General features: G+C 59.7%; 24 protein-coding genes. 14 read left to right on the top strand and 10 right to left on the bottom strand.

The genetic code is table 11. From position 1 onward, the window contains the following. Positions 1–331: 331 nt before the first annotated feature. The 3 genes from ACIPL2_RS18550 to ACIPL2_RS18540 form a co-directional block, all read right to left on the bottom strand. Positions 332–1990, bottom strand: a complete 1659-nt coding sequence (locus ACIPL2_RS18550; RefSeq protein ID WP_401358426.1) for a cation acetate symporter — start codon at positions 1988–1990, stop codon at positions 332–334. Next, positions 1987–2298, bottom strand: coding sequence for a DUF485 domain-containing protein (locus ACIPL2_RS18545; protein WP_095127733.1), 312 nt, complete (start codon positions 2296–2298; stop codon positions 1987–1989). The genes ACIPL2_RS18550 and ACIPL2_RS18545 overlap by 4 nt, the downstream gene beginning before the upstream one ends. Positions 2299–2594: 296 nt before the next feature. Continuing rightward, complete coding sequence (locus tag ACIPL2_RS18540; protein WP_401358424.1) at positions 2595–3446, bottom strand: glycine betaine ABC transporter substrate-binding protein; 852 nt, start codon at positions 3444–3446, stop codon at positions 2595–2597. A 288-nt stretch (positions 3447–3734) separates the two neighbouring features. Between ACIPL2_RS18540 and ACIPL2_RS18535 the strand changes: the two genes are divergently transcribed. Then, positions 3735–5330: a beta (1-6) glucans synthase gene (locus tag ACIPL2_RS18535; RefSeq protein WP_401358422.1), complete on the top strand. Its 1596-nt coding sequence runs from the start codon at positions 3735–3737 to the stop codon at positions 5328–5330. Positions 5331–5437: 107 nt separating this feature from the next. On the opposite strand, the gene ACIPL2_RS18530 is transcribed toward ACIPL2_RS18535, so the two are convergent. Then, positions 5438–5806 (bottom strand): hypothetical protein, encoded by a 369-nt coding sequence (locus ACIPL2_RS18530; protein WP_401358421.1) that lies wholly within the window; start codon positions 5804–5806, stop codon positions 5438–5440. 224 nt (positions 5807–6030) lie between these two features. Here ACIPL2_RS18530 and ACIPL2_RS18525 point away from each other — a divergent pair, with 224 nt between their 5' ends. Beyond that, positions 6031–7329 (top strand): serine/threonine protein kinase, encoded by a 1299-nt coding sequence (locus ACIPL2_RS18525; RefSeq protein ID WP_401358420.1) that lies wholly within the window; start codon positions 6031–6033, stop codon positions 7327–7329. Then, on the top strand, positions 7322–8110 hold the full coding sequence (locus ACIPL2_RS18520; protein WP_401358419.1) for a VacJ family lipoprotein: 789 nt from the start codon (positions 7322–7324) through the stop codon (positions 8108–8110). The genes ACIPL2_RS18525 and ACIPL2_RS18520 overlap by 8 nt, the downstream gene beginning before the upstream one ends. Positions 8111–8300: 190 nt before the next feature. On the opposite strand, the gene ACIPL2_RS18515 is transcribed toward ACIPL2_RS18520, so the two are convergent. Then, entirely contained in the window at positions 8301–9215 is a 915-nt protein-coding gene (locus ACIPL2_RS18515; RefSeq protein ID WP_401358418.1) for a DUF808 domain-containing protein, read from the bottom strand. A 134-nt stretch (positions 9216–9349) separates the two neighbouring features. Between ACIPL2_RS18515 and ACIPL2_RS18510 the strand changes: the two genes are divergently transcribed. Next, positions 9350–9958: a TetR/AcrR family transcriptional regulator gene (locus ACIPL2_RS18510; protein WP_401358417.1), complete on the top strand. Its 609-nt coding sequence runs from the start codon at positions 9350–9352 to the stop codon at positions 9956–9958. A 110-nt stretch (positions 9959–10068) separates the two neighbouring features. On the opposite strand, the gene ACIPL2_RS18505 is transcribed toward ACIPL2_RS18510, so the two are convergent. Continuing rightward, the gene (locus ACIPL2_RS18505) at positions 10069–10527 is read right to left on the bottom strand and encodes an REP-associated tyrosine transposase (protein WP_401358416.1); all 459 of its coding nucleotides are present in this window, start codon (positions 10525–10527) and stop codon (positions 10069–10071) included. A gap of 195 nt (positions 10528–10722) precedes the next feature. After that, the gene (locus ACIPL2_RS18500; RefSeq protein ID WP_401358415.1) at positions 10723–11163 is read right to left on the bottom strand and encodes a heme-binding protein; all 441 of its coding nucleotides are present in this window, start codon (positions 11161–11163) and stop codon (positions 10723–10725) included. 266 nt (positions 11164–11429) lie between these two features. Here ACIPL2_RS18500 and gcl point away from each other — a divergent pair, with 266 nt between their 5' ends. From gcl to ACIPL2_RS18460, 8 genes are all read left to right on the top strand, one after another. Continuing rightward, on the top strand, positions 11430–13205 hold the full coding sequence (gene gcl, locus ACIPL2_RS18495) for a glyoxylate carboligase (RefSeq protein WP_401358414.1): 1776 nt from the start codon (positions 11430–11432) through the stop codon (positions 13203–13205). A 135-nt stretch (positions 13206–13340) separates the two neighbouring features. Beyond that, positions 13341–14123 carry a hydroxypyruvate isomerase gene (gene hyi, locus ACIPL2_RS18490; protein WP_401358413.1) on the top strand — a complete coding sequence of 261 codons (783 nt, stop codon included), beginning with the start codon at positions 13341–13343 and terminating at the stop codon, positions 14121–14123. A 147-nt stretch (positions 14124–14270) separates the two neighbouring features. Then, positions 14271–15161: a 2-hydroxy-3-oxopropionate reductase gene (locus ACIPL2_RS18485; RefSeq protein ID WP_401358412.1), complete on the top strand. Its 891-nt coding sequence runs from the start codon at positions 14271–14273 to the stop codon at positions 15159–15161. A 152-nt stretch (positions 15162–15313) separates the two neighbouring features. Further along, positions 15314–16594: a glycerate kinase gene (locus ACIPL2_RS18480; protein WP_401358411.1), complete on the top strand. Its 1281-nt coding sequence runs from the start codon at positions 15314–15316 to the stop codon at positions 16592–16594. Then, a complete protein-coding gene (gene pyk / locus ACIPL2_RS18475) occupies positions 16584–17999 on the top strand; it encodes a pyruvate kinase (protein ID WP_401358409.1) in 1416 nt (471 codons plus the stop codon). Before ACIPL2_RS18480 ends, pyk begins: the two co-directional genes overlap by 11 nt. Positions 18000–18114: 115 nt before the next feature. After that, positions 18115–19029, top strand: coding sequence for an urea transporter (locus ACIPL2_RS18470; RefSeq protein WP_401358408.1), 915 nt, complete (start codon positions 18115–18117; stop codon positions 19027–19029). Between the two features lie 21 nt (positions 19030–19050). Then, positions 19051–19875, top strand: a complete 825-nt coding sequence (locus ACIPL2_RS18465; protein WP_401358406.1) for an ion transporter — start codon at positions 19051–19053, stop codon at positions 19873–19875. 92 nt (positions 19876–19967) lie between these two features. Further along, complete coding sequence (locus ACIPL2_RS18460; RefSeq protein ID WP_401358405.1) at positions 19968–20966, top strand: sulfate ABC transporter substrate-binding protein; 999 nt, start codon at positions 19968–19970, stop codon at positions 20964–20966. Between the two features lie 242 nt (positions 20967–21208). Here ACIPL2_RS18460 and ACIPL2_RS18455 read toward each other — a convergent pair whose 3' ends face one another. Further along, on the bottom strand, positions 21209–21838 hold the full coding sequence (locus ACIPL2_RS18455) for a hypothetical protein (RefSeq protein WP_401358404.1): 630 nt from the start codon (positions 21836–21838) through the stop codon (positions 21209–21211). 234 nt (positions 21839–22072) lie between these two features. On the opposite strand from ACIPL2_RS18455, the gene ACIPL2_RS18450 reads away from it, so the two are divergent. Continuing rightward, on the top strand, positions 22073–23278 hold the full coding sequence (locus ACIPL2_RS18450) for an MFS transporter (RefSeq protein ID WP_401358403.1): 1206 nt from the start codon (positions 22073–22075) through the stop codon (positions 23276–23278). Positions 23279–23376: 98 nt separating this feature from the next. Here the strand turns inward: ACIPL2_RS18450 and ACIPL2_RS18445 are convergent, their stop codons facing one another. Then, positions 23377–23781: a type II toxin-antitoxin system HicB family antitoxin gene (locus ACIPL2_RS18445; protein WP_401358401.1), complete on the bottom strand. Its 405-nt coding sequence runs from the start codon at positions 23779–23781 to the stop codon at positions 23377–23379. Then, positions 23781–23993, bottom strand: a complete 213-nt coding sequence (locus ACIPL2_RS18440; RefSeq protein WP_401358399.1) for a type II toxin-antitoxin system HicA family toxin — start codon at positions 23991–23993, stop codon at positions 23781–23783. The genes ACIPL2_RS18445 and ACIPL2_RS18440 overlap by 1 nt, the downstream gene beginning before the upstream one ends. Before the next feature lie 279 nt (positions 23994–24272). Between ACIPL2_RS18440 and ACIPL2_RS18435 the strand changes: the two genes are divergently transcribed. Then, the gene (locus tag ACIPL2_RS18435; RefSeq protein ID WP_401358397.1) at positions 24273–25160 is read left to right on the top strand and encodes a LysR family transcriptional regulator; all 888 of its coding nucleotides are present in this window, start codon (positions 24273–24275) and stop codon (positions 25158–25160) included. Positions 25161–25215 lie beyond the last annotated feature (55 nt).

The raw sequence follows: 25215 nt of genomic DNA, 5'->3' as shown, positions 1-25215 counted from the left end.
AGGAGGTCGTCGCGAAGCAGACCGGAGGCGATGCGCCCAGATGAATACCGGAGCGAAGGAACGCCGAGCCTAAGCGAGGGGCCGGACGCTCGGGGCGAGCCTTTTTTTGCTTACTTTTTTTTGGCGTTTGAAAAAAAAGTGAGTCGCCGTAAGGGCGAAACCCTAATTAGCCGTTACCGCAGCAATGGATATGTACACCTGAAAGAGATTGGTCGGCTATAAGGCCGCCATCGCTGGCAGGCCAGCTCCCACAGAGTCCGATAACCGCCCAGTAAAAAAATGCCCCAATCTCTCGACCAGGGCATTTCTGTTTAACGCAGCTTATATAGCCTTAGTGAGCAACCGCCCCACTCGCCCCCAAACCTGTCTGCGAACGCACAAACTGAGGGAAGAACAGCGCCCGCTCGTTTGCACCTGCCGTCGACTTGTCAGTGACCGAGAAGAACCAGATCCCGACAAAGGCAATAGCCATCGAGAACAACGCCGGGTACTCATACGGGAAGATGGCCTTCTCGTGATGCAGGATCTGCACCCAAATGGTTGGCCCAAGCACCATCAAACCAACGGCACTGACCAGGCCCAACCAGCCACCGATCATCGCACCACGCGTGGTCAGCTTCTTCCAGTACATGGAAAGCAGCAGCACCGGGAAGTTACAGCTCGCCGCGATGGAGAACGCCAGGCCCACCATGAACGCGATGTTCTGGCTTTCGAACAGAATGCCCAGACCAATCGCCAGCACACCCAGGCAGATCGTGGTGATTTTCGAAACGCGAATCTCGTCCTTGTCGTTGGCCTTGCCCTTCTTGATCACGCTGGCATACAGGTCGTGAGACACCGCCGTCGCACCGGCCAGGGTCAAACCAGCCACTACCGCCAGGATGGTCGCGAACGCTACCGCTGAGATAAAGCCCAGGAAGATACTGCCACCCACCGCGTTGGCCAGGTGCACCGCCGCCATGTTGTTGCCGCCCAACAGCGCGCCAGCCGCATCTTTGAAGGCCGGGTTAGTGCTGACCAACAGGATCGCGCCGAAGCCGATGATGAACGTCAGGATGTAGAAGTAGCCAATGAAGCCAGTTGCATACAGCACGCTCTTGCGAGCTTCTTTCGCGTCACTCACGGTGAAGAAGCGCATCAGGATGTGTGGCAGGCCAGCGGTACCGAACATCAGTGCCAGACCCAGGGAGAACGCCGAGACCGGATCTTTCACCAGTCCGCCCGGGCTCATGATCGCCTCACCTTTAGGGTGAACCTTGATCGCCTCGGAAAACAGCAGGCTGAAATCGAAGTTGACGTGCTTCATCACCATCAGCGCCATGAACGAGGCACCGGACAGCAGCAACACTGCCTTGATGATCTGCACCCACGTGGTGGCCAGCATGCCGCCGAACAGCACGTACATGCACATCAGGATACCGACCAGGATCACTGCAACGTAGTAGTCGAGACCGAACAGCAGCTGGATCAGCTTGCCGGCACCGACCATTTGCGCGATCAGGTAGAACGCCACTACCACTAGCGAACCGCAAGCGGACAGCGTGCGGATCTGGGTTTGCCCGAGGCGATAGGACGCCACGTCGGCAAAGGTGTATTTACCCAGGTTACGCAGGCGCTCGGCGATCAGGAACAGAATGATCGGCCAGCCCACCAGGAAGCCGATCGAATAGATCAGGCCGTCGTAGCCAGAAGTGAATACCAGCGCGGAAATACCCAGGAAGGACGCCGCCGACATGTAGTCGCCGGCAATCGCCAGACCGTTCTGGAAGCCGGTGATCTTGCCACCCGCCGCATAGTAGTCAGCCGCCGAGTTGTTGCGCTTGGAAGCCCAGTAAGTGATGCACAGGGTCAAACCGACAAACGCCACGAACATCAGGATCGCGGAAACGTTGAGGGGTTGTTTGTGCACTTCGCCGGTCAGGGCTTCAGCGGCCCAGGCGCCAGGTGCAAAGGCTGCGATGCTCAATAGAGCCATTAGACGCCGGATCATTGCTGAGCCTCCTTGAGAATCGCATTGTTCAGGTCGTCAAATTCGCCATTGGCGCGTCGTACATAGATTGCAGTCAGGACAAAGGCTGAGAGAATCAGCCCGACACCAATCGGTATCCCCCAGGTAATCGAAGACTCGGGGCTGATTTTCGCGCCCAGAATATGCGGCCCGTAAGCAATCAAAAGGATGAATCCGGAGTAAAGCCCAAGCATGATCGCCGAAAGAATCCAGGCGAACTTTTCTCGCTTACTAACCAGCTCCTTGAAGCGCGGGCTGTTTTGAATCGAGAGGTAAATGCTGTCGTTCATTGTTTTTATCCTCGCAGCACAGATGAAGTTGGAACGTTATCCACTCTATGCGGCTGCGGGGCAGGTTCCAGACGACCTTAGTATTAGAACGACATGACGGAATCGCCATTTTCCGGTCTGCATCAAACAAATGTGGGAGCGGGCTTGCTCGCGAAGGCGTCGTGTCAGTCAACCTCTAAATCGACTGATCCGACGCCTTCGCGAGCAAGCCCGCTCCCACAGGGGAAAAACAAAAGGCCGCTTGGCGGTTATGCCAAGCGGCCTTGAGAGGTGCTGACCAGACGCGTCAGCTCAAATCATTTGGTCCAGTCTGCAACGCGTTCCGGGTGTTTGGCCACCCAATCTTTCGCGGCGGCTTCAGGCTTGGCGCCATCCTGGATCGCCAACATGACTTCGCCGATTTCGTCTTTCGACGCCCATTGGAAGTTCTTCAGGAACTTGGCCACTTCCGGTGCCTTGGTTGCCAGTTCTTTGCTGCCGATGTTGTTCACGGTTTCAGCCGCGCCATAAACGCCTTTCGGGTCGTCCAGGAAGCGCAGTTTCCACTTGGCGAACATCCAGTGCGGCACCCAACCGGTGACGGCAATGGATTCGTTTTTCTTCTCGGCACGGGTCAGCTCGGCAATCATGCCGGCGCCGGAACTGGCCTTGAGTTGATAGCCGGTCAGGTCATAGTCCTTGATTGCCTGTTCGGACTTGAGCATCACGCCCGAACCGGCGTCGATGCCGACGATACGTTTCTTGAAGCTGTCGTCGGTTTTCAGATCGTCAATGGTCTTGGCCTTGACGTACTCGGGCACGATCAGACCGATTTTCGCGTCCTTGAAGTTCGGGCCGTAGTCGACGACTTGGTCCTTGTTCTTGGTCCAGTAATCGCCATGAGTCACCGGCAGCCACGCAGACATCATGGCGTCGAGTTTGCCAGTGGCCACACCCTGCCACATGATCCCGGTGGCGACCGCTTGCAGCTTCACGTCATAACCGAGCTTCTGCTTGATCACTTCTGCCGCCACGTGGGTCGTCGCGACGCTGTCGGACCAACCGTCGACGTAACCGATGCTCAGGGTCTTGCTCTCGGCATTGGCCATAGTGGAGCCAATCGCAAGTACCAGAGCGGCACCCGCGCCTAAAAGTCGTCGCATCTTCATCGTTACTTCCCCGAAAGTGCTGCGCTCGACGGATGCCGAGCCGCGTCAACGTATTGTTATGGTGCACAGCGCCCCCATCACGCCTCACCCGCAAACTCGCTCGATCATCAGCGGAGTACTGACGCCTCGATAATCAACCTGACGCCGATGGCGACCTGCTCTGCCAGCGACCTCAAGGCATCGAGAAACGACATCAGAACGCCATTAATCTAGACCACAGAAGGCCACCCGGCCAATCCGCCCGAACTTTGCATGTCAAAATTGTGCAGGCCACCAAGCGCGCACCAAATGCAGGTAACATGCGCGGCTTTGCTCCCAGACGGCCTGACCATGCCCGCGACATCACGCTTTCCTTTTTTTGCTTATTTATTTGCCTGCCTGTTGGGGCTTTTTGCCCTCGGCGGCTTCTGGTACGGTCTCGGCAAACCGGTGATTCTGCCGGACGTGGCCAGTGCCACGCACAAGCTGCAATGTGCCTCCTACACGCCGTTCGACAAGGATCAATCGCCGTTCGATCAGCCGTTCAAATTGCGCCCCGAGCGCATGGACGCCGACCTCGCGCTGCTGGCCAAAAGCTTCGAATGCATCCGCACCTATTCCATGACCGGCCTCGAGGCCCTGCCCGATCTCGCGCGCAAGCACGGACTGAAGTTGATGATCGGCGCCTGGGTCAACAGCAATCCGATCGACACCGAGAAAGAAGTCGACCTGCTGATCGCCTCGGCCAACGTCAACGCAGACGTGGTGACTTCGGTGATCGTTGGCAACGAGACCCTGTTGCGCAAGGAAGTCACCGGCGCGCAATTGGCGAAGCTGATTAATAAGGTCAAGAGTCAGGTCAAACAGCCTGTCACTTATGCCGATGTCTGGGAGTTCTGGCTCAAGCTCCCGGAAGTCGCGCCGGCGGTGGATTTCCTGACCATTCACTTGCTGCCGTACTGGGAAGACGATCCATCGAACATCGACGCCGCCCTGCAACATGTCGCCGAAGTGCGTCAGGTGTTCGGCAACAAATTCGCGCCCAAGGACGTGATGATTGGCGAAACCGGCTGGCCGAGTGAAGGCCGCCAACGCGAAACGGCCCTGCCGAGCCGGGTCAATGAGGCCAAGTTCATTCGTGCCTTCGTGATCATGGCCGAACAGCAAGGCTGGCATTACAACCTGATCGAAGCCTTCGACCAGCCGTGGAAACGCGCGAGCGAAGGCGCGGTCGGCGGTTACTGGGGTCTGTTCGATGCCGACCGTCAGGACAAAGGCGTACTGGCCGGCCCGGTGTCGAACGTGCCGTACTGGTCACAGTGGCTGGTGGTCGGCGGCGTGATTTTTCTCGGCACGCTGATCCTCGGCGGTCGTGTCCGCAGCACTCGCGCGGCGTTGGTTCTGCCGCTGCTGGGTGCGCTGGCCGCTTGTTCGATTGGCGCCTGGGGCGATCTGGCCCGCGTCACTACACGATTCGCCAGTGAATGGCTGTGGGTCGCGTTGCTGACAGCGTTGAATCTGTTGGTGCTGGCGCATGCCGCACTGACGTTGAGCGCTCGTTCCGGATGGCGTGAACGGGCGTTCAATATGCTGGAGCGTCGGGCTGGCTGGTTGTTGGCGGCGGCAGGATTTGCGGCGGCCGTCATGATGCTGGAACTGGTGTTCGATCCGCGTTATCGCAGCTTCCCGAGTGTCGCGTTCATCCTGCCGGCGCTGGTTTACCTGTGCCGCCCGGTGAGCGTGCCGCGTCGGGAAATCGCCCTGCTGACCTTCATCATCGGCGCCGGCATTGCGCCGCAGCTGTTTCGTGAAGGTCTGCAAAACCAGCAGGCCTGGGGCTGGGCGTTGGTGAGTGTGTTGATGGTGGCGGCGTTGTGGCGCAGTTTGCGGGTGCGCAAGGCTTAATCTTCAGCGCTGCTGCTGGCCCCTTCGCGAGCAAGCCCGCTCCCACATTGGATTTGCGTCGTACACAAATGCAATGTGGGAGCGGGCTTGCTCGCGAAGACGAACTATCAGGCGCTACGGGACGCCCTGACCAACCGCAAGCCCGCAATCACCACCGCAAACACCGCCAACGTCGTGTTGTACAACGCCAGGGCCGGAAACCCGAACACCAGCGCCAGCACCGCCAGCCACCACCCGGCCCGGCCCGGCAGCACAAAACCGATCACGGCCGCCGCCAGTGCTGCCCAGCCCAATACCTTGAAATGAATCATCAAGCCAAGGTTCGAACGAATCTGGCATTCCCAGCGACTCGCCTCGTCCACACAGATGCCAACCCACTGCGCATCCTCCATGAAGCCATAACGCGCGCCATAACTGGCGGCCAGCCATAAAGGCAGCAAAACAAGCAGCAAAATCACGGGCAGACGGCGGGACATGAAGCACTCCAATAAACGAAAACGGCGGCCAGCTTAATCCCCCGGCGACGCCAAGCAAACGCGCGCAACAGATAAATGGCCACGAAATAGCTGCAAAGTGTATCGTCCGTCTACTATTACCCCGAAATTAGGCCTGATTGGTGCCGAAGCATGGCACTTTGGCGCACAGCCCGTGGTCATAGCCTGCGAACTTCATTTGGCACCTTTCTCTAAGGGATCTAGTCATGCTCCGTTCCTTGCGCTTCGCCGCCCTGTTTGGCGGCCTTATATTGAGTGCGTCCGCACTGGCCGTCGACATCGACGCCGCCAGTTATGGCTACCCCTTGACCAACCCGTTCGAGGCGACCATTGCCACAACGCCGCCGGACCTGCGTCCGGAGTTGCCGCTGGACGACGACATCGATCAGCAGACACGGAGCGTTACGTTGCGCCCAGAGCGCGCATTCGATCTGCCCGACAACTTCTGGCCGGTGAAGAAACTCACCTACCGCATCGCCACCCAGGACAAAGCCGCACCGCTGATCTTCCTGATCGCCGGCACCGGCGCGCGCTACGACAGCAGCCTCAATGAATACCTGAAAAAGCTCTACTACAAGGCTGGCTACCACGTGGTGCAACTGTCGTCGCCGACCAGTTTCGACTTCATGAGCGCCGCCTCACGCTTTGCCACCCCGGGCATCACCAAGGAAGACGCCGAAGACATGTACCGGGTGATGCAGGCCGTGCGGGCACAGAATCCGGATGTGTCGGTCACCGATTACTACCTGACCGGTTACAGCCTGGGCGCGCTCGATGCGGCATTCGTCGCGCATCTGGACGAAACCCGTCGCAGCTTCAACTTCAAGAAAGTCTTGCTGCTCAACCCGCCGGTCAACCTCTACACCTCGATCACCAACCTGGACAAGCTGGTCCAGACCGAGGTCAAGGGCATCAACAACAGCACCACTTTCTATGAACTGGTGCTGAACAAACTGACCCGCTACTTCCAGCAGAAGGGCTACATCGACCTCAACGATGCCCTGCTCTATGACTTCCAGCAGTCCAAGCAACACCTGACCAACGAACAGATGGCCATGTTGATCGGCACCTCGTTCCGCTTTTCGGCGGCCGACATCGCCTTCACCTCGGACCTGATCAACCGTCGCGGGCTCATCACGCCACCGAAATACCCGATCACCGAAGGCACCAGCCTCACGCCATTCCTCAAGCGTGCGCTGCAGTGCGATTTCGACTGCTACATCACCGAGCAGGTTATCCCGATGTGGCGCGCCCGCACCGACGGCGGCAGCCTGCTGCAACTGATCGACCAGGTGAGCCTGTATGCGCTGAAGGACTACCTGCACGACAGCCCGAAAATCGCCGTCATGCACAACGCCGACGACGTGATCCTCGGCCCTGGCGACCTCGGTTTCCTGCGCAAGACCTTCGGCGATCGTTTGACCGTTTATCCACTGGGCGGCCACTGCGGCAACCTAAACTACCGCGTCAACAGCGACGCCATGCTGGAGTTCTTCCGTGGCTAAATACCTCCTGCTTATCGCAGCGTTACTCTGTGCAGGCGTCGCCAATGCCGACAACAGCAAAGCCAACGCGCCGGTTGTGATCGACGCCGACGGCTTCAAGGAGCCGCTGAGCAAACTCAAAATCAACCCGGGGCTGGATCAGCGCGAGTTCGAGCGTTCGACGCTCAACGCGCTGAACGTCTACGACCCACTGGAAGAGTGGAACCGTCGGGTTTATCACTTCAACTACCGCTTCGACCAATGGGTGTTCCTGCCCGTGGTTGACGGCTATCGCTACATCACCCCGAGCTTCCTGCGCACCGGCGTCAGCAACTTCTTCAACAACCTCGGTGACGTACCGAACCTGTTGAACAGCCTGCTGCAGTTCAAAGGCCAGCGCTCGATGGAAATCACCGGGCGGCTGCTGCTCAACACCACCATTGGCATCGCCGGCCTGTGGGATCCGGCCACCGCCATGGGCCTGCCGCGCCAGAGCGAAGACTTCGGCCAGACACTGGGCTTCTACGGTGTACCAGGCGGCGCCTACTTCGTGCTGCCGATCCTCGGACCGTCGAACATTCGCGACACCGGTGGCCTGGCAGTGGATTTCACCGCCGAGAACGCGATCAACTTCCTGAACGTCGCCGAAGTCAGCGAAAACCACCCGGAGATCTGGGTCCTGCGTAGCATCGACAAGCGCTACCAGACCAGCTTCCGCTACGGCCAGCTGAACTCGCCGTTCGAGTACGAGAAAGTGCGTTACGTGTACACCGAGTCACGCAAGCTGCAGATCGCCGAGTAAATCCATCGGCAACAAAAAAGGCCATTCGATGCAAATCGAATGGCCTTTTTATATGAGGTCTTTCAAACACCACAAAACCAATGTGGGAGCGGGCTTGCTCGCGAAAGCGCTGTGTCAGTCAACGAATGTGTTGAATGTAAAACCGCTTTCGCGAGCAAGCCCGCTCCCACATTTGATCGTATTTCAAGCGTCAGCTTTTGACTGACTTCCAGATCTTGCTGACAACCATCACACCCGCCAACACCACCGCACCCGCCACAATCCCCGCCACTGCATTGAGCAACGTCGGCACGATAAACCCGGCACCTCCCGCCCCGGCACTGACGCTTTCTATCCAGTGATGCACCACCGGCACGCCGTGGGTCAGAATCCCGCCGCCGACCAGGAACATCGCCGCCGTACCGATCACCGACAGGCTTTTCATCATGTACGGCGCTGCACGCAGAATCCCGCCGCCAATGCTTTTGGCCATCTGCCCGGGTTTCTGGGTCAGCCAGAGGCCGAGGTCATCAAGCTTGACGATCCCGGCGACCAGGCCATAGACGCCGATGGTCATGACGATCGCAATCCCCGACAACACGATGACTTGTTGCGTCAGCGACGCGCCCGCCACGGTGCCCAGGGTGATGGCGATGATTTCCGCCGAGAGGATGAAGTCGGTGCGAATAGCTCCCTTGATCTTGTCCTGCTCGAACGCCACCAGATCGACCGCTGGATCGGCCACGGCCTCAACCAGTTCGGCATGTTCGGCCTGGTCTTCGGCCTGGCTGTGCAGGAATTTGTGGGCGAGCTTCTCAAACCCTTCGAAACACAGGTAAGCGCCGCCAATCATCAACAACGGTGTGACCAGCCATGGAATGAAAGCACTGATGGCCAGCGCCGACGGCACCAGGATCAGTTTGTTGAGGAACGAACCCTTGGCCACCGCCCATACGACCGGGATTTCGCGTTCGGCACGCACACCGGAAACCTGCTGGGCGTTGAGCGCCAGATCGTCGCCGAGCACGCCCGCGGTCTTCTTGGCGGCCATTTTGGTCATCAACGCCACATCGTCGAGTACCGCGGCAATGTCGTCGATCAGCAACAGCAAACTGCTTCCTGCCATGAATCGGGTTTCCTTCTTCAGTGAATGCCGCGCAGCATAGCGCGGCCCAACGCGTGGTGGGGCATTCTTGAGCGCCGCGCGAGGCCGGTGCTACCATGCGCAACCGCCAGAACAGGCAAGGAACCCCCTGGTTTATGAGCACCATACGCGAGCGCAACAAACAACTGATCCTGCGTGCCGCCAGTGAAGAATTTGCCGACAAGGGCTTCGCTGCGACCAAAACCAGTGACATCGCAGCCAAGGCGGGATTGCCCAAGCCCAACGTCTACTACTACTTCAAATCCAAGGAAAACCTCTACCGCGAGGTCCTTGAAAGTATCATCGAGCCGATCCTGCAGGCGTCGACACCGTTCAACGCCGACGGCGTGCCCAGCGAAGTGCTGAGCGGCTACATTCGCTCGAAAATCCGCATCTCCCGCGACTTGCCCTTTGCCTCCAAGGTGTTCGCCAGCGAAATCATGCACGGCGCTCCGCACCTGAGCGCCGACCTGGTCGAACAGCTCAACGGCCAGGCCAAGCACAACATCGACTGCATCCAGACCTGGATCGACCGCGGCCAGATCGCCCCCATCGACCCCAACCACCTGATGTTCAGCATCTGGGCGGCGACGCAGACGTATGCCGACTTCGACTGGCAGATCACCGCGATTACCGGCAAGGCCAAACTCGATGAAGAGGACTATGAAGCGGCGGCGCAGACGATTATCCGGTTGGTGCTGAAGGGGTGTGAGCCGGATCGGTAGACCGCGGTGCCCCCTTCGCGAGCAAGCCCGCTCCCACATTGGATTTATGTACGACGTATATCAAGTGTGGGAGCGGGCTTGCTCGCGAAGGGGGCAACTCGGTCCCGAAACTAAATCCAAATGGCGTCCCACAACGGATAATCGCCAAGTTTTTTGACCAGCCCTGTCCGCAATGGGTTCGCAACCACATACCGCGCAACCCTGACCAAACTTTCTTCTTGCCGCAAAGAATGATCATGGAAACTCTGCTGCCACAAACTCCCGGCCCTGCCCGTCGCGGCATTGATTGATCGAGCGCTAAGGGATTTCGCTTGGCACATCAACTGGCCCAGCGACCCTTTTTGCAATTGAACAAGCCAATGGAAATGATCCGGCATGACAACCCAGGCCAAGGAGTCGGCAAACCCTTGCTCCTGTGCTTGCCTGAATTGATGCACAACCATCCGGCCCAAGGCGTAATCTCTAAAAACAGGTTCGCGCTTGAGGGTGTTGGCAGTCAGTAGATAGATGCGGTTTTGTTCGGCGTAGCGACCAATGCGCAGCCGATGTGAAGATGACAGCCCAGGCATTCCTTTGCCCTCCTCATGATCAAGTCATGAAAAGGCTAGACCGGTTAACACTTGAGTGTGGGGCAGACTTTTAGCCGGATGTGTCGGGAGGATCGCCTTCGCGAGCAAGCCCGCTCCCACATTGGATCTGTGCCGTACACAAATCCAATGTGGGAGCGGGCTTGCTCGCGAAAGCGATAGATCAGGCGCCGCAGATCAAGCCGTCACCCCCGCATCCGCCCGCAACCCCAGCGCCTCGATCGCATTGATCGCGCACTGCTCGTCAACATCCGACAGATCGCCGCTGATACCCACCGCCCCCAGCACGTTGCCGTCCTGATCGCGAATCAGCACTCCACCTGGTGCCGGCACGACGCTGCCCTGCCCCAGGCTGTTCAACGCGGCGATGAACGCCGGGCGTTGTTGCGCGTCCAGCGCCAGCAGGCGTGAGCCTTTGCCCAGGGCGATGGCGCCCCAGGCTTTGCCGATGGCGATCTGCGGGCGCAGCAGGCTCGCACCGTCTTCGCGTTGCAGGGAGATCAGGTGTCCGCCGCTATCGAGCACGGCGATGGTCAAAGGCGCTGCGGAAATTGCACGCCCTGCGGCGATGGCCTGACTGGTCAGGTTGACGGCGACTTTCAAGGTTAAAGCGCTCATGGTGCTGTCCTCATTTTGTTATAGGGAAAGCCGTTGGCCTTCTTTTTGTTCAGAAGTCCGATGCAACAAATAGAACACAATGAGTTATTTTTTTGTATACAATAACTCACGAAAAGCGCCACATGCGACGAAAAGCCACAGTCCAATAGGCTTCCGACGAATGAAACAGTCGCTTGAGAAAATGGATTGACCTGCGCCGTCCGCCGTGAATACACTCTGCGCAAAGCCACTTGTATACAATTACAAAACGTAAGAGGCACAAAACCATGAGCAAAATGAGAGCAATCGAAGCCGCCGTTCTGGTGATGCGCCGCGAAGGGGTTGATACCGCTTTTGGCATCCCGGGCGCCGCGATCAACCCGCTGTACTCCGCCTTGCAGAAGGTCGGTGGCATCGATCACGTCCTCGCGCGCCACGTCGAAGGTGCCTCGCACATGGCCGAGGGTTACACCCGCACCAAGGCCGGCAACATCGGCGTGTGCATCGGCACTTCCGGCCCTGCCGGCACGGACATGGTCACCGGGCTTTACAGCGCCTCGGCCGACTCGATCCCGATCCTGTGCATCACCGGGCAAGCACCCCGCGCCCGTATGCACAAGGAAGACTTCCAGGCGGTCGACATCACCGCCATCGTCAAGCCAGTGACCAAATGGTCGACCACTGTCATGGAACCGGGCCAGGTGCCTTACGCGTTCCAGAAAGCCTTCTATGAAATGCGCTCCGGTCGCCCAGGCCCCGTGCTGATCGACCTGCCGTTCGACGTGCAGATGGCCGAAATCGAATTCGACATCGACGCTTACGAGCCACTGCCGCTGGCCAAGCCCACCGCTAACCGTGTGCAAATCGAGAAGGCCCTGGCCATGCTCGACCAGGCCGAGCGCCCACTGTTGGTCGCCGGTGGCGGCATCATCAATGCCGACGCCAGCGAATTGCTGGTGGAGTTCGCCGAGCTGACCGGTATCCCGGTGGTCCCGACCCTGATGGGCTGGGGCACCATCCCGGACGATCACCCGTTGATGGTCGGCATGGTGGGCCTGCAAACCTCGCACCGCTACGGCAATGCGACGATGCTCAAGTCTGACCTGGTGCTGGGTGTCGGTAACCGTTGGGCCAACCGCCACACCGGTTCGATCGACGTTTACACCGAGGGCCGCAAGTTCATTCACGTCGACATCGAACCGACCCAGATCGGCCGCGTGTTCACCCCGGACCTGGGCATCGTTTCCGACGCCGCTGCCGCGCTGACCGTGTTCATCGAAGTCGCTCGCGAATGGCAAGCCGCCGGCAAGCTGAAAAACCGCAGCGCCTGGTTGCAAGACTGCCAGCAGCGCAAATCCAGCCTGCAGCGCAAGACTCACTTCGACAACGTGCCGGTCAAGCCGCAACGCGTCTACGAAGAGATGAACCAGGTGTTCGGCAAAGACACCTGCTACGTCAGCACCATCGGTCTGTCGCAGATTGCCGGCGCGCAGTTCCTGCACGTCTACAAGCCGCGTCACTGGATCAACTGCGGTCAGGCCGGCCCTCTGGGCTGGACCATTCCGGCGGCACTGGGCGTGGTCAAGGCTGATCCGACCCGCAAGGTCGTGGCGTTGTCGGGCGACTATGATTTCCAGTTCATGATCGAAGAATTGGCGGTGGGCGCGCAGTTCAAGCTGCCGTACATCCACGTGGTGGTGAACAACTCGTACCTGGGGCTGATCCGTCAGGCGCAGCGCGGTTTCGACATGGATTATTGCGTGCAGCTGTCCTTCGACAACCTGAACGCACCGGAACTCAACGGTTACGGGGTCGACCACGTCGCAGTGGCTGAAGGCCTCGGCTGCAAGGCGCTGCGTGTGTTCGAACCGGCTCAGATCCAGCCTGCCCTGCGCAGGGCTCAGGAGCTGATCGAAGAGTTCAAGGTGCCGGTGATCGTCGAGATCATCCTGGAGCGCGTGACCAACATTTCCATGGGCACCGAGATCAACGCCGTCAACGAATTCGAAGACCTGGCACTGGTCGGCAACGATGCGCCGACTGCCATTTCGCTGCTGGACTAACAGCTGACCGCTCCCCCTGTGGGAGCGGGCTTGCTCGCGAAGGCGGTCTGACATTCACCATTGATGTCGACTGACACTCCGCCTTCGCGAGCAAGCCCGCTCCCACAAGGGACCTCACATATATGGGAGACCACCATGCCGCGTTTCGCAGCCAACCTGTCCATGCTGTTTACCGAGCAGGATTTTCTTGCCCGCTTCGAAGCGGCCGCCAAGGCCGGCTTCAGTGGTGTCGAATACCTGTTCCCTTACGACTTCAGCTCCGCCGACATCAAAGCCAAGCTCGACGCCAACGGTCTGACTCAAGTGCTGTTCAACTTGCCAGCCGGTGACTGGGCCAAGGGCGAACGCGGTATCGCGTGCCTGCCGGACCGGGTTGAAGAATTCCGCGCCGGGGTCGACCTGGCCATCGCTTACGCCAACGTGCTGGGCAACACTCAGGTCAACTGCCTGGCCGGTATCCGTCCACAAGGCGTCGACGCTGCCAGCGTGGAAAAAACCTTCGTCGCCAACCTCAAGTACGCGGCCGACAAGCTGCAAGCGGCGGGCATCAAACTGGTGATGGAAGCGATCAACACCCGCGACATCCCGGGTTTTTACCTGAACAACACGGCGCAAGCCCTGTCGATTCGCGAACAGGTCGGCAGCGCCAACCTGTTCCTGCAATACGACATCTACCACATGCAAATCATGGAGGGCGACCTGGCCCGCACCCTGCAATCGCACCTGAGCGAAATCAATCATGTGCAATTGGCGGATAACCCAGGACGCAACGAACCGGGCACCGGAGAAATCAACTACCGCTTCCTGTTCGAACACCTGGACCGCATCGGCTATCAGGGTTGGGTTGGCTGTGAATACAAGCCGCTGACCACCACGGAAGCGGGTTTGGGCTGGCTGAAAACCCATAACGCGATCTGATCAGGGACCGCGTCATCGTTCTTCGCGGGCAAGCCTCGCTCCTACGGGGGCCGGGTTGTCTGTAGGAGCGAGGCTTGCCCGCGAAGGCGTCCTCGCTGACACCCCACGAATTTTGCGAACAGAGCAATAAAACAAGAGGATTTTCTCATGGCTAAAATCGGATTTATCGGCACCGGCATCATGGGCCACCCAATGGCGTTGAACCTGCAGAAAGCCGGTCACAGCCTGTTCCTGTCGGCGCACCACGATGCTGCCCCGGCCGACCTGATCGCCGCTGGCGCGGTCGCGCTGGCGAACCCGAAAGAAGTCGCGCAAGAAGCCGAATTCATCATCGTCATGGTGCCGGATACCCCGCAGGTCGATGACGTGCTGTTCCGCGCCGACGGCATTGCGGCGGGTGTTGGCAAAGGCAAAATCGTCATCGACATGAGCTCGATTTCGCCCACCGCCACCAAAGCCTTCGCGGCCAAGATCAACGAGAAAGGCGCGCAGTACCTCGACGCGCCGGTGTCCGGCGGTGAAGTCGGCGCCAAGGCGGCGACCCTGAGCATCATGGTCGGCGGCGATGCCGACGCCTTCGAACGCGCGCTGCCGCTGTTCCAGTCGATGGGCAAGAACATCACCCTGGTCGGCGGCAACGGCGACGGTCAAACCGCGAAAGTGGCGAACCAGATCATCGTTGCGCTGAACATCCAGGCCGTGGCTGAAGCCCTGCTGTTCGCGGCGAAAAACGGTGCCGATCCAGCCAAAGTGCGTGAAGCGCTGATGGGCGGTTTTGCTTCGTCGAAGATCCTCGAAGTGCACGGCGAACGCATGATCAAGGGCACCTTCGACCCAGGCTTCCGCATCAGCCTGCACCAGAAGGACCTGAACCTGGCCCTGCAAGGCGCCAAGGAACTGAACATTAACCTGCCGAACACCGCCAACGCCCAGCAAGTGTTCAGCACCTGCGCGGCCATCGGTGGCAGCAACTGGGACCACTCGGCGCTGATCAAGGGCCTGGAACACATGGCGAACTTCTCGATTCGCGATAAGTAAGCCCTGCACAAAACCCTGTGGGAGCGGGCTTGCTCGCGAAGGCGGCTGTCCAGTCAATGAATAGGTTGACTGACACACCGCTTTCGCGAGCAAGCCCGCTCCCACAAGGAACCGAGTTGCCCTTCAAATAACAAGAATTCCGGGAGCCCGCCATGTCGGTCGATCCGCAACAATTCCTGCGCGCGCTGTTCGCCACAGCCATCGACGCCGCCCATCCGCAGCACGTCCTCGAAGCCCATCTGCCCAAAGATCGCAGCGGTCGGGTGATCGTCATCGGCGCCGGCAAAGCCGCGGCAGCCATGGCTCAGGTGGTCGAGCGTTGCTGGCAGGGTGACGTGTCCGGTCTCGTGGTCACCCGCTACGGTCACGGCGCCCCCTGCGAAAAAATCGAAGTGGTCGAAGCGGCTCACCCGGTGCCTGACGCGGCTGGACAGGCCGTTGCCAAGCGCGTATTCGAACTGGTCAGCAATCTGACCGAAGACGACCGCGTGATCTTCCTGCTCTCGGGCGGTGGCTCTGCTCTGCTTGCACTGCCGGCCGAAGGCATCACCCTGGCCGACAAGCAATCAATCAACAAAGCCTTGCTCAAGTCCGGCGCCACCATCGGCGAGATGAACTGCGTGCGCAAGCACCTCTCGGCGATCAAGGGCGGTCGTCTCGGCAAGGCCTGCTGGCCTGCCACTGTGTATACCTACGCGATTTCCGACGTGCCGGGCGACCTCGCGACCGTCATCGCTTCCGGCCCCACCGTGGCCGACCCGAGCACCTCCGCCGAAGCGCTGGCGATCCTCAAGCGCTACAACATTGAAGTCCCGGCCTCGGTGCGCAACTGGCTGCAAAGCCCGGAATCGGAAACCGTCAAACCCGGTGATCCGAGCCTGGCGCGCAGTCATTTCCAACTGATCGCCCGCCCTCAACAGTCGCTTGAAGCCGCTGCGGTGAAAGCCCGTCAGGCCGGTTTCAGCCCGCTAATCCTCGGTGATCTGGAAGGCGAATCCCGCGAGGTGGCCAAGGTTCACGCCGGCATCGCGCGTCAGGTCGTGCTGCACGGCCAGCCGCTGGCGGCGCCGTGCGTGATTCTCTCCGGCGGCGAAACCACCGTCACCGTGCGCGGCAATGGCCGTGGCGGACGCAATGCCGAATTCCTCCTGAGCCTGACCGACAGCCTCAAAGGCCTGCCCGGCGTCTACGCGCTGGCCGGTGATACCGATGGCATCGACGGCTCCGAAGACAATGCCGGCGCGATCATGACCCCGCACAGCTACGCCCGCGCCGCCGCCCTCGGCCTGAGCGCCAGCGACGAGTTGGACAACAACAATGGCTACGGCTATTTCGAGGCGCTGGACGCCTTGATCGTCACCGAGCCGACCCGCACCAACGTCAACGACTTCCGCGCCATCCTGATTCTCGAGAGCACAAAAAATGACGCCTGATAAAAAGGTCAAAATCCTCGCCACCCTCGGCCCTGCCATCGACGGGATCGATGACATTCGTGAGCTGGTGCAGGCCGGGGTCAACATCTTCCGCCTGAACTTCAGCCACGGCGATCACGCCGACCATGCCCAGCGCTATCAGTGGATTCGTGAAGTCGAACGCCAGCTGAATTATCCGCTGGGCATTCTGATGGACCTGCAAGGCCCGAAACTGCGGGTCGGCAAGTTCGCTCAGGGCAAAGTGCAGTTGCATCGCGGTCAGGCCCTGCGCCTGGACCTGGATCCGACGCCGGGCGATGAGCGCCGGGTCAACCTGCCTCACCCGGAGATCATCGCGGCGCTGGAGCCGGGCATGGACCTGCTGCTGGACGACGGTAAGTTGCGCCTGCGGGTGATCACCAAGTACGCCGACGCCATCGACACCACGGTGCTCAATGGCGGGGAACTGTCCGACCGCAAAGGCGTGAACGTGCCGCAAGCGGTGCTGGAACTGAGCCCGCTGACCGCCAAGGATCGTCGCGACTTGAGCTTCGGCCTGGAGCTGGGCGTGGACTGGGTGGCGCTGTCGTTCGTGCAACGTCCGGAAGACATTCGCGAGGCGCGCGAACTGATCGGTGATAAAGCCTTCTTGATGGCCAAGATCGAGAAACCCTCGGCGGTGACTCAGCTGCGCGAGATCGCCGAGTTGAGCGATGCGATCATGGTCGCGCGCGGTGATCTGGGCGTGGAAGTGCCGGCCGAAAGCGTGCCGCAGATTCAGAAAAACATTATCAGCAGGTGCCGCGAGCTCGGTAAACCGGTGGTGGTGGCGACGCAGATGCTCGAGTCGATGCGCTTCTCCCCGGCCCCGACTCGCGCCGAAGTCACTGACGTGGCCAACGCCGTGGCCGAAGGTGCCGATGCGGTGATGCTGTCGGCAGAAACCGCGTCCGGAGAGTACCCGCTGGAAGCGGTGCAGATGATGAGCAAGATCATCCGCCAGGTGGAAAACGGCCCGGACTATCAGGCGCAACTGGACGTGAGTCGGCCGAAAGCCGAGGCGACTGTTTCCGATGCCATCAGCTGTGCGATTCGTCGCATCAGCAATGTGCTGCCGGTGGCGGTGCTGGTGAATTACAGCGAGTCCGGTACCTCGAGTTTGCGTGCGGCGCGGGAGCGGCCGACGGTGCCGATCCTGAACCTGACGCCGAACCTGCAGACCGCTCGCCGCTTGACGGTGGCTTGGGGCGTGCACTCGGTGGTCAACGATCGGCTGCGGCAGGTGGATGAGGTGTGTTCGACGGCGCTGGAGATTGCACAGGCGCAGGGCATGGCGCAGCGTGGCGACACATTATTGATCACCGCGGGTGTGCCGTTTGGGCAGCCGGGGTCGACTAACTCTTTGCGCATCGAGACGTTGATTTAGCGCTCTCACCGGCACCTTCGCGGGCAAGCCTCGCTCCTACGGGAGCCGGGCTGTCTGTAGGAGCGAGGCTTGCCCGCGAAGAACGATGACACGGTCCCCCCTGACATAGATAAAAATGCCTGCCAACCATTTCAACACCCACTGCCCCGATTGGGCGGAAGCTTTGCTTAACGGCTTCAGTCAAATATTCCTCCAGCGCAATCCGCTGTGCGGTCTGCTGTGCCTCAGCGCCATCCTGTTTACCGCACCCGCCTTATTGGGCGGTGCATTGCTCGGCGGTGTCGCCGGGTTGCTCACCGCGCAACGCCGCAACTATGCCAAGGCTGATCGTCAGGCCGGGTTGTTCAGCTACAACGGTGTGTTGCTCGGTCTGCTGCTGAGTCTGTATTTCCCCTGGTCGGCGATGATGCCGCCGCTGATTCTGGCCGCGGGCGGCCTCAGCGCGATGCTCACCCAGCAATGGCTCAAGCGCGCCCGAATCAGCCAATACCTGCCCGCCTACACCACGCCATTCGTGGGGCTGAGCTGGTTGTTGCTGTGCTTCGCCACGCCCTCGACACAGGCGCACTTGATCGAAATCAACACGCTGAACATGCTCGCCGCTCCCCTCAAAGGCATCAGCCAGGTGATGTTCCTCGGTCATCCGCTGGCCGGTGCGATGATTGCCGCCGGTTTGCTGATCGCTGATCGCCGTGCCTTCTGCTGGGCGTTGTTCGCGTCTGTCGCGGGCATGGGCTGGAGCCTGCTGCACCACGACTTCTACACGGCATTGCTCGGTCTGGGCGGCTATAACGCCGTACTCGCCGCCCTGGCCTTCAGCTCACAGCGCCAGCAGCCGTGGCTGCCACTGGTCGGCATTGCCTTCGCGCTGTGGCTGACGCCCATGTTTGCCGCCATCGGCCTGCCCACGCTGACCGCGCCGTTCATCCTCGCCTGCTGGCTGATCCGCACGGCTGTCCAAGTATTCGGTAAAGCCACGGGCGCCGATGCGCCTTGCGCTACCGGGGAGAATCAACCTAGGCTTCGCTGATTCTCGGTTCAGGCGTTTTCCATGGACAGCAGCAAAAACTGGCGTGAAGAGCTTTACGTCATGGTTTTCCAGAGCGACACCAAGGCCGGGCGGCGCTTCGACGGCATTCTGCTGTTGATCATCCTCGCCAGCATTGTGATCGTGATGCTCGACAGCATTGACAGCATTCACCAGAACTACGCCAACGTGCTGGCGTACATCGAATGGGGCTTCACCGTCATTTTCGCCATCGAATATGGCCTGCGCCTGTACTGTTCGCCCAAGCCGTTGCGCTACGCGTTCAGCTTTTACGGGCTGGTGGATTTGCTGGCCATCGTGCCCGGTATCCTCGCGCTGTATTACGCCGATGCGCAATATTTGCTGATCATCCGGATCATTCGGATGCTGCGGATTTTCCGCGTGCTCAAGCTCAGCCCGTACCTCAAGCAAGCCAATTACTTGATGGCGGCGTTGCGCGGCAGCAAGCAGAAAATCGTGGTGTTCCTGGTCAGCGTCTGCACGCTGGTCACGGTGTTCGGCACCCTGATGTACGTGATCGAAGGTCCGGAACACGGCTTCACCAGCATTCCCAAAGGCATCTACTGGGCCATCGTGACGCTGACCACCGTGGGCTTTGGCGACATCGTGCCGAAGACGCCCTTGGGCCAAGTGATTTCGTCGCTGGTGATGATCACCGGTTACTCGATCATCGCCGTGCCGACGGGCATCTTCACCGCCGAATTGGCCAACGCCATGCGCGGCGAACAATTGCAACACGACTGCCCGGTGTGCAAGAAGAACAGCCACGAACACGGCGCCGCATTTTGCTCCCGGTGCGGTAATGCACTGTTCAAGAAACTGGAATAAGCAAAGTGCTTTTTAATCTTTAAAGGACTATGCGAGCCCAGTTATAGTCGCTGGCAAATTGCCTCATTTTTAAATAGAACAAGGAATTCGCAGTGAAAAAACTCTTTGGCGCCTCACTTCTGGCCGCTGGCCTGGCACTGACCAGCGTGGCTCAGGCCGCACCGACGTTGCTCAACGTTTCCTACGACGTGATGCGCGATTTCTACAAGGACTACAACACTGCGTTCCAGAAACACTGGCAAGCCGAGCATAACGAAAACATCACCTTGCAGATGTCCTTCGGCGGCTCCAGCAAACAGGCGCGTTCGGTCATCGATGGCTTGCCGGCTGACGTCATCACCATGAACATGGCCACCGACATCAATGCCCTGGCGGACAACGGAAAACTGGTCCCGGACAATTGGGTAACACGCCTGCCGAACAACAGCGCGCCGTTCACTTCGGCGACGGTGTTCATCGTTCGTAAAGGCAACCCGAAAGCCCTGAAAGACTGGCCTGACCTGCTCAAGGACGGCGTGCAGGTGATCGTGCCGAACCCGAAAACCTCGGGCAACGGCCGCTACACCTACCTCTCGGCCTGGGGTTATGTGCTGAAGAACGGCGGTGACGAGAACAAGGCCAAAGCCTTCGTCGGCAAGCTGTTCAAGCAAGCGCCTGTGCTGGACACCGGCGGCCGCGCAGCCACCACCACCTTCATGACCAACCAGATCGGCGACGTGCTGGTGACCTTCGAAAACGAAGCGGAAATGATTGCCCGTGAGTTTGGCCGCGATCAGTTCGAAGTGATCTACCCAAGCGTTTCCGCCGAGGCGGAGCCACCGGTATCGGTGGTCGACAAAGTCGTCGAGAAGAAAGGCACTCGCGCCGCAGCCGAGGAATATTTGAAGTACCTGTGGTCGCCGGAAGGTCAGGAAATTGCGGCGGCTAACTACCTGCGTCCGCGTGACCCGGCGGTGCTGGCCAAGTACACCGATCGTTTCCCGAAAGTTGATTTCCTGTCGGTAGAGAAGACCTTTGGCGACTGGCGCACGGTGCAGAAGACTCACTTCAATGATGGTGGGGTTTTTGACCAGATCTACAGCGGCCAGTAATTCCTGAGTGACAATGAAAAGGCGACCTGAGAAGGTCGCCTTTTTTGTGCGGACTCGGCTGCTCGCGATGGCTGTCGTCCAGTCGATTATCTGTTGCCTGACACTTCGCATTCGCGAGCAAGCCCGCTCCCACATTTGATCTCTGTTGAACACAAATTTGTGTCCGCTGAAGATCAAATGTGGGAGCGGGCTTGCTCGCGAAGAACGATAACGCGGTGTTACTGCAGGATTGCAGGTCAGCGTTACATCGGTGGTGTCACACCGTCCTTGCCGGCAGAGATGGATTGCGCGGTCAGTGTGCCGTCAGCGTTTTGGGTGACGAACGTGACGATCTTCACCCCCACTTTCAGCAAGCTGCGATCCCCCGGCACCAGGTTGACGATCGGCACGTCCTCCGGCACCAGGATCTTCTGCTGGCCGCCCTTGTAATTGACGGTCAACACCCGGCCGTTGCTGACCACCAGATCACCGACGCTGCCATTGGTCATGCTGCTGCCCTTGGCCAGATCGAACGGTCGGTGGCCGTCGCCGCTGCCGGCCAGTTCCGGTGGGAAGACGTGGACTTCCAATGCCTTGAGGGTGCCGTCCTCCTGTGGGACGGCGGCCGAGCCGATGTAGCTGCCAGGTTTGATGTCTTCAATATTGGCCAAGGTAACGGCGCGGACTTTGGTGTCCTGGGTCAGGTTGATCACCACGTTTTCGCCGCTGTTGACGTGGACCTTCAACACGTCCGGGCTCACGCCGGTGATCTCGCCGCGCACGCCAAGGCGCGTGCCCGGCGCGTCAGCAGCCTGCGCGAGACCCACCGTGAACAAGGTGATCAAAGTAATCGCTGAAACGCCGCGAATCAGGTGACGGAACATCGCGTTCATGGAAGTGCCTTCCGGTTGAGAATCGTGAAGAGACAACATAAGCACGCTATCGAACTAGATGTAAGTGAATGTATCATCAGACCTCAACGTTTTGACGCAAGGTTCACCGAGGGACATCACAGACGTCCGTCACTCATTCCGCAAAGGAATGATTGCTATCACTCCAATCCCACTTCCGCCGTTCCGGTCAGCCCATTAGCCTGCGTGCATTCCTTCTGTTCAGCGAGACACGTTATGAACCCAGCAACCCAGGTGCCCCATGGCACCGCGACAATGACCCGAGGCATGGTGCTGCTGTTCGCCTTTTGCTGCGGCGCGATCGTCGCCAACATCTATTACGCCCAACCGATCATCGGCCTGATCGCGCCGGACATCGGCCTGACCAGCACCATGGCCAGTTTCATCGTGTCCTTGACCCAGATTGGTTATGCGCTGGGCCTGTTCTTTCTGGTGCCGCTGGGCGATCTGCTGGAAAACCGCCGGTTGATGATCATCACCACGGTGGTGGCGATTGCCAGTTTGCTGGGCGCTGCGTTTACCGATCAGCCGAACGTGTTTTTGTTGATCTCGTTGCTGGTGGGTTTCAGTTCGGTGTCGGTGCAGATCCTGATTCCGCTGGCGGCGCATTTGGCGCCGGAGGAATCGCGTGGCCGTGTGGTCGGCGGGATCATGGGCGGTTTGCTGCTGGGGATTCTGCTGGCGCGGCCCGTGTCCAGCGTGGTGGCCGACCACTTCGGCTGGCGGGCGATGTTTGTCATTGCGGCGGCGTTGATGGCAGCGATCAGCATCGTGCTGGCCCTGACGATTCCCAAGCGTCAGCCTGACCACAGTGCTTCTTATGGCCAGTTGTTGGGGTCGCTGTGGACGCTGTTGCGTCAACAACCGGTCTTGCGTCAGCGTGCGTTTTACCAAGGTTGCATGTTTGCCACGTTCAGCTTGTTCTGGACCGCCGTGCCGCTGGAGCTGGCGCGCAATCATGGCTTGTCGCAAACCCAGATCGCGATCTTCGCCCTGGTCGGCGCCATTGGTGCCATCGCCGCGCCCATCGCCGGTCGCCTCGCCGATGCCGGCCACACGCGCGTCGCCTCACTGCTGGCCCTGCTGTTTGCCAGTCTGAGTTTCCTGCCCGCCTTCATCCATCCGGCCTACAGCGTCATTGGCCTCGCGGTGACGGGCGTGGTCCTCGACTTCTGCGTGCAGATGAACATGGTCCTCGGCCAGCGCGCCGTCTACGCCCTCGACGCCAAGAGCCGCAGCCGCCTGAATGCGCTGTACATGACCAGCATATTCATCGGCGGCGCGTTTGGTTCTTCGGTGGCCAGCGCGGTGTATGAGCATGGCGGCTGGTTGTGGATCGTGATGGTGGGTAGCGCGTTTCCGCTGTTGGCGTTGTTGCGGTTTTTGAGTGTTTCAGAAAAGCGTTCGCTCGCTACCGCGTGAACCGGCAAAAGCTTCGCGGGCAAGCCTCGCTCCTACAGGGTTAGCGAATAACCTGTAGGAGCGAGGCTTGCCCGCGAAGGCGATTTGACTGACGCCACTCAATGCCGAACCAGCTTCTCCATCGCCGCATCCGCCAGAAAGGAAGAGCGACTTTTGACATTGTGCTCTCGCACATACCGGTCAATGCGCTGAATCACGTAGCCGGGCAGCGTCACGTTGACCTTCTCGGTCTTGCCCATATAGGGCGAGATGTCCAGCTCCAGCATTCCCCAGCCCATCTCGGCAAACTCTGGATTGCCACGGTGCGCAGCCGCAGAAGTCGGCATGGGAATCGGCTCCCCGTCCGCCGTCATCTCTTGCAGCATGATGTGGGCGACTTCCACTGCCGCGTTGTAGGCATCTTCAAAGGTATCCCCGGCCGTAACCGCGCCTGGGATATCGGGGATCTGAATACCGATGGCGGTGTTCTCGTCGCCCCACTCGATACAGATTGGATATTGCATTATGGATCTCCTGCGTAACTGGCTTGCGGGCAGTAAAGCCCGGCTCGCCTCCTGATGCTTTTGACCGTCCCGATCGGTAAATCCTTTTTCGGATGGGGCACGGGAATCGTGTATGGGTTGTAACGGTGAGTGAAGATGTGATGGCTGCCGGTGACCCTATCCAGCGTCCAGCCCGCCTCCATCAGTTCCTTGATCAATAACCTGCTCTGCACCACCAGCCTCCTTGCTCCGGCCAAACAAAAGTAACCCTAGAGTTATCTTTACTCAAGCACAAAAATGCGGATTACGACGCTCGGTTGTTTTACAGAGTGTGATTGCGGGCCGCGCTTGGCGTGATCCGTTACAGTTCTAACCGACAACACACCTCCAATGTGGGAGCGGCGGTGCGACTTGCTCGCGAAAGCTGACTGACATTCAGCATTGATGTCGACTGACACGCCGCCTTCGCGAGCAAGCCCGCTCCCACATTTTGATCTTCACAAGGACTTTCGATGGATCGCCTGGCCGCAATGGAAACCTTCGTCTATGTGGTGGAAACCGGTTCGTTTTCCGCCGCCGCACGACGCCTGAATATCGGCCAGCCCGCCGTGTCGAAAACCATCGCGCAACTGGAAACACGGCTGGCGGTTCGGCTGCTGTTGCGCTCCACCCGTGGCCTGACACCCACCGAAGCCGGCCTGGCCTTTTTCGAGCGGGCCAAGCGGGCTATCGAAGAAGCCGATGAAGCCGACAATGCCGCTCGCGGTGCCGCCAGCGGCCTGACCGGCAACCTGCGAATCTGCGCCGCCGTGACCTTCGGCCGGCTGCACATCGTTCCGCACCTGGGGCCATTTCTCGAACAGAACCCGGCGCTGAACATCGACCTGATGCTGGATGATCGCAACGTCAATCTGGTGGAAGAAGGCGTCGATGTTGCCCTGCGGCTGGGCGCGCAGAGCGATTCAGGCCTCACTGCCCGCAAGATTGCCGAATGCCGGCGCGTGGTGCTGGGTACGCCCGCCTATTTTGAAAAGCACGGCGAGCCCACCTGCCCTGCCGATCTGGGCAAACATCAAGCAGTCGTTTATTCCTTGGGTGGCGGTGCCCATTGGCAGTTTCAGAAGGCCGATGAAGAGCAGTCAGTCGCCATCAGCGGCAGGATTCGCATCAACGCCGCCGAGGGTCTGCGTGCAGCCGTCTTGGCCCATCAGGGGCTGACCCTGGCATCCGAATGGATGTTCGCGCCGGAGTTGGCCAACGGTGACGTCAGGGCAGTAATGACGGACTGGACGCTGGCCAATCAGGACCTGTGGGCGGTGTTTCCGACCGGAAGAATGGCCAGCGCCAAGGCCCGGGCGTTTGTTGAGTATGTGCAGGGGTTGCTGGCAAAAGAGGTCTGATTTTTCGATTGTTTCGTTTATTGCGATTTTCGATTGATTCGAATAGCCTGCCAGC

Source organism: Pseudomonas sp. NPDC086251 (assembly GCF_044746405.1).
Lineage (GTDB): Bacteria > Pseudomonadota > Gammaproteobacteria > Pseudomonadales > Pseudomonadaceae > Aquipseudomonas.
The sequence above is the reverse complement of the archived record's forward strand: the minus strand, read 5'-3'. Positions and strand labels throughout refer to the sequence as shown.